1 pseudogene (only partly in view) is annotated in these 12932 nt (G+C 72.8%); it reads left to right on the plus strand.

The features are described from left to right. Positions 1-12932 (plus strand): annotated as a pseudogene (locus tag OHB21_RS37735) (non-ribosomal peptide synthase/polyketide synthase); it runs 4883 nt beyond the window's last position.

Raw genomic sequence — 12932 nt, forward strand, 5'->3', positions numbered from 1 at the left:
GTGCACGGTACGGAGTTGGGTGGGTTCAGCGTGCCGCCGGACGAGGAGGTCCACGGGCCCGCGCCGTTCCCGCTCGCACCCGCGCAGCTGGGTCTGTGGTACGCGCAGCTGCTGGAGCCGGACGTGCCCATCAACGTCGCGCAGTACGTCGACGTCCGCGGCGAACTCGATGTGGCGGTGCTGCAAGAGGTTTCGCGCGAGGCGGCGCTGGACTACCAGTCCACGCTGGTGCGTCTGACGCAGGACGGCGGCGAGCCCGCGCAGTGCGTCGACCCGGCGCTATCCATCGATATCCCCTTGGTGGACTTCCGCGATCACGACGATCCCGCCGCCGCGGCCATCGAATGGATGCGCGCCGACGCGGGCACGCCGGTGGACCTGGTGCGCGACCGGCTCTTCGCGGGCGCGGTGCTGCGGGTCGGCGAGCGGCGGTGGTTCTGGTACCTGCGGGCGCACCACATCGTGCTGGACGGCTACGGCGCGCTCACCAACACCATGCGGGTCGCCGAGCGCTACACCGCGCGCGTCCTCGGCACCGAGCCGGAGCCGATCGCGCCGGGCGCGCTCGCCGATCTGGTGGCCGGCGAACTGGCCTACCGCGAGACCTCCCGCTTCGCCGCCGACCGCGCGCACTGGGCCGAGCGGATCGCCGGACTCGACGGCGTCACCAGCCTCGACACCCGCACCGCGCCGCGCTCGGCGAGCAACCTGGTGGTCGGGCGCGGACTGTCCGACCTGCTCACCGAGCGTATGAACACCCTTGCCGAAAGCCAGGATTCGACCATCTCGGTGGTGCTGCTGGCCGCGTTCGCGGGCTACCTGGCCCGGCTCACCGACCGCGACGACGTGGTGCTGAGCCTGCCGGTCACCGCGCGCACCACGGCCGTGATGCGCCGCTCGGCGGGCATGCTGTCCAATATCGTGCCGCTGCGCCTGCGGCTCGGCTCGGCCACCTGGGGCGAGCTGCTGCGCGCGACCCGGGTGGAGGTGGCCGGCGCGCTGCGCCATCAGCGCTACCGCCACGAGGACATCCGCCGCGACGCCGAGCACGACGGCCGCCCGGCGCGACGCGCACTGTTCGGCCCGCTGGCCAATATCATGCTGTTCCGCAGCGACCTGACCCTCGGCGCCACCACCGGCCGCTACCGCGTGCTGTCCACCGGACCGGTGGAGGACCTGAGCCTCAACGTCTACTACGGCGAACGCGACCGCGTGCACGTGGATTTCGAGGCCAATCCGAATCTGTACGCGGCCGACGATCTGGCCCGTCACCACGCCAGGTTCCTGCGCTACCTGGAGCGTCTGGTGGCCGCCGACCTGGACACGCCGATGGCCAGGGTGGACGCGGCGACCGAGCTGGAAGCCGAGGTCAGCACCCGGATCTGGAACGCGACCGGCGTGGATGTGCCGACCTTGCTCGCCACCCGCGGGCAGGCGCCGACCCTGGTCTCGATGTTCGAGGCGCAGGTGGCGCGCACGCCCGACGCCGTGGCGCTGCGGTGGTCGCCCGCGGGCGGCTCGCTCACCTATCGGGAGCTGTCGGCGCGGGCGAACCGGCTGGCCCGGTACCTGATCGCGCGCAGGATCGGCCCGGAAGACCTTGTCGCGCTGCACTTCCGGCGCTCACCGGAGCTGGTGGTAGCGATGTACGCGGTGCTCACCGCCGGAGCGGCGTACGTCCCGCTGGACCCAGATCATCCCGCCGACCGGACCGCGCACATCCTCGCCACCGCGCGCCCGGCGTGCGTGCTGACCGGCCCGGAAGAGGGTGCCGTCCCGGGTGCCGAGGTGGTGCGGGTGGACGAGCTGGACCTGTCCGCCCACCCCGACGGGCCGGTGTGGGAGCGCGAGCGGGTCGCGGCGCTGCGCAAGGCGCACCCGGCGTACGTGATCTTCACCTCCGGATCCACCGGTAGGCCCAAAGGCGTCGCGGTGGCGCACGAGGCGATCGTGAACCGCCTGGTGTGGATGCAGGAGACCTACCGGCTCACACCGGCCGACGTGGTGTTGCAGAAGACACCGGCGACGTTCGACGTTTCCGTGTGGGAGTTCTTCTGGCCCTTGCAGATCGGCGCGCAGCTGGTGCTGGCCGGACCGGACGGGCACCGCGACCCGGATTACCTGCGCGGCGTGATCGCCGAATACGGCGTCACCACCGCCCATTTCGTGCCGTCGATGCTGGAAGTGTTTCTGGCGCACCAGGACATCGCACGGGACAGTTCGCTGCGGCGGGTGTTCGCCTCGGGCGAGGCGCTGCCCGCCGCGTTGGCCCAGCGGCTCCGGGTGCTGACCGGCGCCCGGCTGCACAATCTGTACGGTCCCACCGAGGCCGCGGTCGACGTCACCTATCACGAGGTGACCGACGCCGACGTGCTCTCGGTGCCGATCGGCGCGCCGGTGTACAACACCCGGCTCTACGTTCTCGACTCCCGGCTGCGGCCGGTGCCGGTCGGGGCTCCGGGTGAGCTGTATCTGTCGGGGGTACAGCTCGCCCGGGGCTACGTGGCGCGGCCCGGCCTCACCGCCGAGCGGTTCCTCGCCGACCCGTTCGCCGGTCCCGGCGGGCCCGCCGCCGCGGGCGACCGCATGTACCGCACCGGCGACCTGGTCCGCTGGACCACCGGCGGCGAACTGGAATACCTGGGGCGCACCGACTTCCAGGTGAAGCTACGCGGCCTGCGCATCGAACTCGGGGAGATCGAGTCCGTGCTCGGCACCGTCGACTCGGTGGTGCGCGCGGTGGTCGTGGTGCGCGACGACGCGGGCGCGGGCGAACAGCTCGTCGCCTACGTGGTGGAGGCCGAGCCGGGCACGGTGCGGCCCGAGCAGTTGCGCGCCGCCGCGGCGGCCAGCCTGCCCGCCTACATGGTGCCCGCCGCGTACGTGGTGCTGGAGGCACTGCCGGTGAACGCCTCCGGCAAGCTGGACCGCGCCGCGCTGCCCGCCCCGCGCCGGGTGGCCGACTCCTACGCCCCGCCCGCCACGGCGGCCGAGGCGGCGGTCGCGCGGGTGTTCGGCGAGGTGCTCGGCCACGACCGGGTCGGCCGCACCGACGACTTCTTCGCCCTCGGCGGCAACAGCCTGGTGGCCACCCGGGTGGCCGCGCGGTTGGCCGCCGATCTGGACTGCTCGCTCGGCATCCGCGAATTGTTCACCGCCACCACGGTGTCCGAACTCGCCGAGCTGATCGAGCGGATGGCGGGAACCGGCGACGCGCACGCGACCCGCCGGCTGCGGGCGGTGCCGCGGCCGTCGCCGGTTCCCCTGTCACCCGCGCAGCGGCGCATCTGGTTCCTGAGCCGGTTCGAGCGCGGCGCCGACTACAACATGCCGTTCGCGGTGCGCATGCGCGGCGCGGTGGACCTGCCCGCGCTGCGCAGCGCCCTGGCCGACGTGGTCGCCCGGCACGAGGTGCTGCGCACCGTCTTCCCGGCGCTGCTCGCCGAGCGGGCCGACGCCGAGCCCGCCTGCCAGGTGGTGCTGCCGCCGTTCGCGGCCGAGGAACTGATCACCGACGCGCCCGATCCGCACACCGCGATCACTCACGTGTTCGACCTGGAGCGCGAGATCCCGTTGCGGGCACATCTTTTCGAGGCCGACGGTGGTTACGACCTGGTGATCGTGCTGCATCACATCGCGGCCGACGGCCTGTCGCTGCGGGTGCTGGCCACCGACATGATGACGGCCTACGCCGCGCGCGTGGAGGGCCGGGCGCCGGGGTGGCCGGTGCTGCCGGTGCAGTACGCCGACTACAGCCTGTGGCAGCGCGATCTGCTCGGGGCACCCGCCGACCCGGCCTCGCCGCTGGCCCGCGGACTGGCCTTCTGGACCGATGCCCTCGCGGGCGCGCCGGATCTGATCGAACTGCCCACCGATCGGCCGCGTCCGGCCGTGGCCTCGGGGCGCGGCGGCGTGCACCGCTTCGAGCTGCCCGCCGAGCTGGCGCGCGCGCTGGCCGCGACCGCGCGGGCCTCCGGCGTCTCCGAGTTCATGGTGCTGCACGCGGCCATGGCCGTGCTGCTCGCGCGCCTGTCCGGCTCCGGTGACGTGGTGATCGGGACCCCGGTCGCGGGCCGGGGCGCGCGCGAACTCGACGACCTGATCGGCATGTTCGTCAACACCCTCGCGCTGCGCACGGCCGTCGATCCGGCCGCCACGGTGGCCGAGCTGCTGGCCGCCGTGCGCGAGGCCGACCTGGCCGCGTTCGAGCACGGGGCGGTGCCGTTCGAGCAGGTGGTCGAGGCCGTGGGCCCGCCGCGCTCGCAGGCCAGGCACCCGCTGTTCCAGGTACTGCTCTCGGTGGACGACACGGGCGATATCGGCGTGGAACTCCCCGGTATGTCGGTGTCCGTCGGTACCCTGGACGCCGGGGTGACCAAGTTCGATCTCCAACTGACGGTCACCGCGGGCTCCGCCGGTGCCGGGCTCGGGGAAGGCACGGCACCGGCGGGGATACCGGCCGAACTCTCCTATGCCACAGACCTGTTCGACGCCTCGACCGTTGCCGGGCTGGCCCGCCGTTTCGTCCGCGTGCTCACCGCGCTCACCGGAGACCGGGAGGCGATCGTCGGTGAGCTGCCGCTGCTGGACGCCGAGGAACTGCGCGCCGCGATCGCCCCCGAACCTACGCCCGCCGTCGCGGAGACCGTGCTCTCGGCCTTCGAGGCGCAGGTGCGCCGGACGCCCGACGCCGCGGCGGTCGTCGAAGGCAATCGGGCGCTCACCTACGCGGAGTTCGCCGGGCGGGTGAACCGGCTCGCGCGCCACCTCGCGGCGAATGGCGTCGGGCCGGAATCGCTTGTGGTGCTGGGGATGCGGCGGGGGACGGAGTTCGTCACCGCCGCCTACGCCGTGCTGGCGGCGGGTGGTGCGTATGTGCCGGTCGATCCGGATCAGCCGGTGGCGCGGATCGGTCATGTGGTCGAGTCGGCGCGGCCGGTGTGCGTGTTGACCACGGTTGCGGACGGGTGGGACTTGCCCCGCGATGCGTCGGGCGTGGTCGGCGGCCGAGGTGCGGCCGCGGCGTTGGACGTTTCCGCGCACGAAGGCCCTCGCTCGAGCGAGCCGCAGCCTGCGGTGCTGACCATCGACACCCTCGACCTGTCGGCCTACTCATCGGAACCGCTGGCCGACGCGGATCGCCTCCGCCCCCTGCGGCCCGCGAACACGGCGTACGTCCTGTTCACTTCCGGGTCGACCGGTCGCCCGAAAGGTGTTGCCGTCCAGCACTCTTCGGTGGCAAACCAGGTGCGCTGGATTGCCGAGGAGTACGGCATCGGGCCCGCCGATGTCGTGCTGTTCAAGACGCCCGCGACCTTCGACGTGTCGGTCTGGGAGTTGTTCGCGCCGCTGAGCACCGGTGCGCGGCTGGTGGTCGCCACCCACGACGGGCACCGCGACACCGCCTACCTCGCCGCGACCATCGCGCGGCACGGCGTCACCATGACGTCGTTCGTCCCGTCCATGCTGACGGTGTTCGCCGCCGAGGCGCCCGCGTCGTCGGTGGCGAGCCTGCGCACCGTGTTCGTCGCGGGCGAGGCCATGACCGGCGAGGCCGCCGCGGCCTTCGCGGCCATCAGCCCTGCCGAACTGCACAACCTTTACGGACCAACGGAATTCACCGTGCACGCCACGCACGCTCCGGTGGCGGTCGACTCGGGTGCCGTGCCGATCGGCCGGGCGGTGCGGGCGAGTCAGGCGCTGGTGCTCGATGCCCGGTTGCATCCGGTGCCCGACGGCGTCGTCGGCGAGCTGTACCTCTCCGGCATCCAGGTGGCGCGCGGTTACCACGGCCGCGCCGACCTCAGCGCCGAACGGTTCGTCGCCAACCTCCACGGCCCGGCGGGCGCGCGCATGTACCGCACCGGCGACCTGGTGCGGCGCGGGCGCGATGGGGCTCTGGAGTACCTGGGGCGCAGCGACTTCCAGGTGAAGCTGCGCGGCCAGCGCATCGAACTGGGGGAGATCGAGGCGGCGCTGCTGGCGTGCGAGCCGGTGCGGGCGGCCGCCGTGCGGGTGTTCGCGCACGCGACCGGCGAACTGCTCGTCGCCTACGTCACGGGCGATCTCGCCGAGGACGCGGCAGCGGTGCTGGCGCCGCGCCTGCGGGGCGTGCTGCCCTCGTACATGGTGCCGTCCGCCTACGTCACGCTGCCCGCGATGCCGCTCACCCCCTCGGGCAAGCTGGATCGCAAGGCGTTGCCCGATCCGGTGTTGGCGGCCAAGACTTTCCGAGCACCGGTATCCGAGGCTGAGCGCGCCGTGGCGGAGGTCTTCGCGGCGGTACTCGGTGTCGAGCGTGCGGGCCTGGACGACGACTTCTTCGCCCTCGGTGGCAACTCGCTGGTCGCCACGCGGATCGCGTCGCGCCTTACCGCCCGCGCCGGTCGCGAGGTGCCGGTCCGGTTGCTGTTCGAGCACCCCACCGTCGCCGGCCTGGCCGCGGCGCTGGCGGGGGCGGAGGTCAGCGAGCGCGAACCGCTGGTGGTCGCCGAGCGGCCCGGCGTGATCCCGCTGTCCTACGCGCAGCGGCGTATGTGGTTCCTCCACCAGTTCGACACCGAGTCCGCGGCGGAGAACCTCACGGCCGCACTGCGTCTCACCGGTGACCTGGACCGCGACGCGTTCGCGGCCGCCGTGGCCGACGTGTTCGCCCGGCACGAAGCGCTGCGCACGAGATACCCGGCGGTGGACGGGGTCCCGCGTCAGGAGGTGCTGCCGGTCGAGGCCGTGGCCGACGCGCTGGCCGTGGAATCCGTTCGTGCGGAGGATGTTCCGGAGTATGTCCGCGAGCTGGGCGCGCGGCCGTTCGCGCTGACCGAGCGGCCTCCGGTGCGGCTGACGCTGTTGCGAGTCGGCGACACCGAACATGTGCTGGTAGTGGCGCTGCACCACATCGCGGCCGACGGCTGGTCGATCGCGCCGTTCGCCCGCGACCTGGTGCGCGCCTATCTCGCTCGCCGCCACGGCGAAGAGTCGCAAGTCGCGCCGCTGCCCGTCCAGTACGCGGATTACACCCTCTGGCAGCGGCGGGTGCTCGGTGACGAAAGCGATCCGGAGTCGCCGCTGGCCCGCCAATTGCGTTTCTGGGCAGGCGAACTAGCCGGACTGCCCGATCTGCTCGCGCTGCCCACCGACCGCCCCCGTCCCGCGACGGTCTCCGGCCGAGGCGCCCGGCACGCGTTCACCATTTCCGCCGAGACCGTGCGCGGACTGCGCCGGATCGCCGAGGACAACCACGCCACGCTGTTCATGGCCCTGCACGCCGCGTTCGCCACCGTGCTGGCGAAGCTCTCCGGACAGCGCGACATCGCGCTGGGCACCCCGGTCGCGGGCCGCGGCGACCAAGCCCTCGACGAGGTGGTCGGCATGTTCGTCAACACGCTCGTGCTGCGCGCCGACGTGCGGCCCGACCTCTCCTTCGCCGACCTCGTCGCCGAGGTGCGCGCCGCCGATCTGCGCGCCTTCGACCACGCCGACGTGCCGTTCGAGCGGCTGGTCGACACCCTCGAGCCCGAGCGCTCGGCGGCGCGGCACCCGCTGTTCCAGGTCATGATGGACCTGCGCAACACCGCCCGCGCCGACCTCGAACTCGACGGGCTGCGCGTCGAAGAACTCGACATCGATACGCGCTCAGCCAAATTCGACCTCCAGCTCAGCCTCACCGAGACCGGCGACGGCCTCGCCGCGGTCTTCGAGTACGCCACCGACCTGTTCGACGCCGACACCGTCGCCCGCGTCGCCGACCGGCTGCGGCTGGTGCTGGACGCGGTGTGCGCCGACCCGGGCGTGCGCGTCGGCGAACTCGACCTGCTCACCGGCGCCGAGCGCGCCCGCGTACTCGGCGAGTGGAACGCCACCGACCACGCCGTCGATCGGGAGGCCACGCTGGTCTCGCTGTTCGAGGCGCAGGTGTCGCGCACCCCCGGCGCGGTCGCGGTGCGGTTCGACAGCGGTGCGCTGAACCATGCGGTGCCCGATCTCCACCCCGCGACGCTCACCTACCGCGACTTCGCCGCCCGGGTGAACCGATTGGCCCGGTTGCTGGTGTCGATCGGTGTGGGCCCCGACCGCACGGTGGCCGTCGCGACGCGGCGCTCGATCGATCAGGTGGTCGCCCTGTACGCGACGCTCACGGCGGGCGGCGCGTACGTGCCGGTCGATCCCGATCACCCGGCCGAGCGCATCGCCCACGTGCTCGACGGCGCGCGCCCGGTATGTGTGCTCACCCGCACCGAGGACGGGCTCGACCTGCCGTCCGACGGGACGCGGCCGTGGGCGGTGCTCGATGTGGATCTGCTCGATACCTCGGACTACTCCGACGCGCCGCTCACCGACGACGATCGCCTCGGCACGCCGCGCCCGGACGACACCGCGTACGTGCTCTTCACGTCTGGGTCGACCGGTCGCCCGAAGGGTGTGGCGGTATCGCACGCGGCGATCGTGAACCGTCTGGTGTGGATGCAGACGAAGTACGGGCTGACCACGGATGATGTGGTGTTGCAGAAGACCCCCGCGACGTTCGACGTGTCGGTGTGGGAGTTCTTCTGGCCCTTGCAGATCGGCGCGCGCCTGGTGATCGCCGAACCCGAAGGTCATCGCGACCCCGCTTACCTGGCGGACTTGACTCAACGGGAGGGCGTCACCGTCACGCACTTCGTGCCGTCCATGCTGGCCGCCTTCGTCAGTTCGCTCTCGGCGCTGCCGGTGCCCGCCGGGGCGACGGACGCTTCCGGATCCGAACAAGCGGCGGCACAGTGTGATTCGCTGCGGATGGTGTTCGCCTCCGGCGAGGCGCTGCCCGCCGCGACGGCGGCCGCGTTCCGCGAACTGACCGGTGCGCGCCTGCACAACCTCTACGGGCCGACCGAAGCTGCGGTCGACGTGACCTACCACGAGGTCACCGACGCAGATGTCCACACCGTGCCGATCGGCACGCCGGTGTTCAACACCCGCGTGTACGTGCTGGATTCGTGGCTGCGCCCGGTGCCGGTGGGTGTGCCGGGTGAGCTGTACCTCGCGGGCGCGCAGTTGGCGCGCGGGTACGTGCGGCGGGCGGATCTCACGGCGGACCGGTTCGTCGCGAACCCGTTCGCGGCCGGAGAGCGGATGTACCGCACCGGCGATCTGGTGGCGTGGCGCGCCGACGGGGAGCTGGAGTACCTGGGCCGCACCGACTTCCAGGTGAAGCTGCGCGGGCTGCGCATCGAGCTGGGTGAGATCGAGACCGCGCTCACCGCGCTGGACGAGGTGGACCAAGCCGTCGCCGTCGTCCGGGACGGGGAGACGCTGGTCGCCTACGTCATCCCGGCGCCCGGTGCGGTGCCCGCGCCCGTGGACGTGAAAGCGGCTCTGGGGCGACGACTGCCGTCCTACATGGTGCCCGCCGCGCTCGTGGTGCTCGACGAGTTCCCGCTCAACGCCTCCGGGAAGCTGGACCGCAAGGCGCTGCCCGCCCCCGACCTCGCGTCCGTCGAGTACCGCGCGCCCGAGACTCCGGTGCAGCGCATGGTGGCCGAAGCCGTCGCCGATGTGCTGGGCGTGGATCGGGTGGGCCTGGACACCGACTTCTTCGCCCTCGGCGGCAACTCCCTCACCGCGACCCGCGTCACCGCCCGGCTCGGCGCGGCCCTGGACGCGCACCTGCCGGTCCGGGTGCTGTTCGAGGCGCCGACGGTGGCGGCGCTGGCCGAACGCGGCGAGGCGCTGCGCGGCTCCGGTGCGCGTCCGGCGCTGACCGCGCGTCCGCGTCCCGAACGCCTGCCGCTCTCGCCGGCGCAGCGGCGCATCTGGTTCCTCAACCGTTTCCTCACCGACGCGGACGGCCCCGGCGACGCGACCGGCAACATCCCCGTCGCACTGCGGCTGGACGGCCCGCTGGACGTGGCGGCACTCGGCAGGGCGCTGGCCGACGTGGTGGCCCGCCACGAGACCCTGCGCACGGTGTTCCCCGCCGGGCCGGAAGGGGCCGAGCAGGTGATCCTGCCCGCGCCCGCCACGGTCGAGCTGTCCGCGGAGACCGTCGCGGAGCCTGATCTCTCCCGGCGCATCTTCGGCTGTGCTGCAAGGGGGTTTCGACCTCACCGAGGAGACGCCGTGGCGCGCGCACCTGTTCGCGCTGCCAGGCGAACCGGCCCACGTGCTGGTCCTGGTGCTGCACCACATCGCCGCCGACGGGTTCTCACTCGGCCCGCTCGCCGGGGATCTGCTGTCCGCCTACGCCGCCCGCCGCGAGGGCGCCGCGCCGGACTGGGCGCCGCTGCCGGTGCAGTACGCCGACTACACGCTGTGGCAGCACGAAATCCTCGGCGCCGACGACGATCCCGCGTCCCGCGCGCACCGCCAGCTCGCCTTCTGGCGGCGCACCCTGGACGGCCTGCCCGAACAGCTCGACCTGCCCACCGACCGCCCCCGCCCCGCCGTCTCCAGCGGCCGCGGCGCCACGCACCGGCTGCGCATCGATTCCGATCTGCACAGCGAACTGCGCGAACTGGCCCGCAAGCGCGAGACCACGCTGTTCAGCACCGTGCACGCGGCGCTGGCCGTGCTGCTGGCGCGCCTGTCCGGCGGTACCGATATCGCCGTCGGCACACCGGTCGCCGGGCGCGGCGTGGCCGAACTCGACGCCCTGGTCGGCATGTTCGTCAACACCCTCGTGCTGCGCACCGCGGTCGATCCGCGCGCCAGGTTCGAGAGCGTACTCGACGACGTCCGCACCGGCGATCTGGAGGCGCTCTCGCACGCCGACCTTCCGTTCGAGCGGCTGGTGGAGGCGCTGGCGCCGAGCCGGGCCCGCAACCGGCACCCGCTGTTCCAGGTGGCGCTGACCATGCAGAACTTCACCCTGCCGTCGCTGCGGGCGGCCGGGCTGGCGGTGCGCCCGCTCGACATCGACGCCGTCGCCGCCGAATTCGATCTCCAGTTCACCGTGGTCGAGACCGGCGACGCCGAGTCCCGGGCCGACGGCCTCGACATCGAGATCACCTACGCCACCGATCTTTTCGACGCCGGAACGGTCGCGGTGCTGGGCCGCCGCTTCACCCAGGTGCTGGCCGCGGTGGCCGCCGACGCCACCGTGGTGGTCGGCGATATCCAACTGCTCTCCGGCGAGGAACAGCAGCGGGCGCTCTACGAATGGGCGAGCACCGGGCCCGGCCGGGCGCGGGACGAGACCCTGGCGCAGCGGTTCGCCCGGGTGGCCGCGCTCGACCCCACCGCCGTCGCGGTGCGCGCCGGTGACACCACGCTCAGCTACGGCGAACTCGACGCCAGGTCCAACCGGCTGGCACGGCGGCTGATGGCGGCGGGCGTGGGCCCGGAGTCGCTGGTGGCGGTGGCTCTGCCGCGCTCGGCCGACCTGATCGTGGCCCTGCTCGCCGTGGTGAAGGCGGGCGGTGGATACCTGCCGATCGACCCCGGCTACCCGGCCGACCGCATCGAGTACATGCTCGACGACGCCCGCCCGGTCTGCGCCCTGACGCACGCCGACGCGGGGCTGCCGCGCGGCTGGTTCGGCGGACCGGTCCTGGACGTGCGCGCCGAGACCGCCGCGAGTGCCGCGCCGCTCACCGACGCCGACCGCCGCGCCCCGCTGCGCCCGGCGCACACCGCCTACGTCATCTACACCTCCGGCTCCACCGGGCGACCCAAAGGTGTTGTGGTGCCGCATCGCAACGTGGTGCGGCTGTTCGACAACACCGAGGAGCGCTTCGGGTTCGGCGCCGACGACGTATGGACGATGTTCCACTCCTACGCCTTCGACTTCTCGGTGTGGGAGCTGTGGGGCGCGCTGCTCTACGGCGGCACGCTCGTGGTGGTCGACTACTTCACCTCGCGCTCGCCCGACCAGTTCCGCGCGCTGCTGGTGGACGAGCGGGTGACCGTGCTCAACCAGACGCCGTCGGCGTTCTACCAGCTCATCGCCGCCGACGCGGCGGCCGAGCCCGCCGACTTCGCTCTGCGCCACGTGATCTTCGGCGGTGAGGCGCTGGAACCGCAGCGCCTGGCGGGTTGGTTCGAGCGCTACCCCGACTCGCCGCGCCTGGTGAATATGTACGGCATCACCGAGACCACCGTGCACGTATCGCACCGCCTGCTCACGCCCGGCGGGGGCGCGGCCAGCGTGATCGGCGGGGCCATTCCGGGGCTCACCGTCCGCGTGCTCGACGCCAGGCTGCGCCCGGTGCCGGTGGGCGTGCCCGGCGAAATCTATGTCTCCGGTGGGCAATTGGCGCGCGGCTATCTCGGGCGAGCCGCGCTCACGGCGAGCCGGTTCGTGGCCGATCCGTACGCCGCCGACGGGTCCCTGGCCTACCGCTCGGGGGATCTGGCCCGCTGGACCGCCGACGGTGATCTGGAGTACCTGGGCCGGGCCGACCAGCAGGTGAACCTGCGCGGCTTCCGCATCGAACTCGGCGAGATCGAGGCCGCCGTGCTGGCCGCGCCCGAGGTGCGCGAGGCGGCCGTGGTGGTGCGCGCCGACCTGGCCGACGAGCAGCGGATCGTCGCCTACGTGGTGCAGGCGGGCGACCTGGACACCGCCGCGCTGCGCCGCGAGCTGGCGCACACGCTGCCGGAGCACATGGTGCCCGCCGCGATCGTCACGCTGGAGCGGATTCCGTTGACCGTCAACGGGAAACTCGACCGCGCGGCGCTGCCCGCACCGGTCTTCACCGCCACCGCCTACCGCAAGCCTGCGACGCCGGCCGAGGAGATCGTCGCCGGTGTGTACGCGGAGGTGCTCGGCTTCGCCGCCGACGCGCGCCCGGTCGGCGCGGACGACGACTTCTTCGCCCTGGGCGGCAGCTCCCTGCTGGCTGCCAAGGCCGCCGCGCGGATCGGCGCGGCGCTGGGCCGCACGGTAGCGGTGCGCACGCTGTTCGAGTCGCCGCGGGTCGCCGAACTCGCGGCGGCGGTGCAGGCGGCCGAACCGG

This window comes from Nocardia puris (genome assembly GCF_036051655.1).
Classification (GTDB): Bacteria; Actinomycetota; Actinomycetes; order Mycobacteriales; family Mycobacteriaceae; genus Nocardia; species Nocardia puris.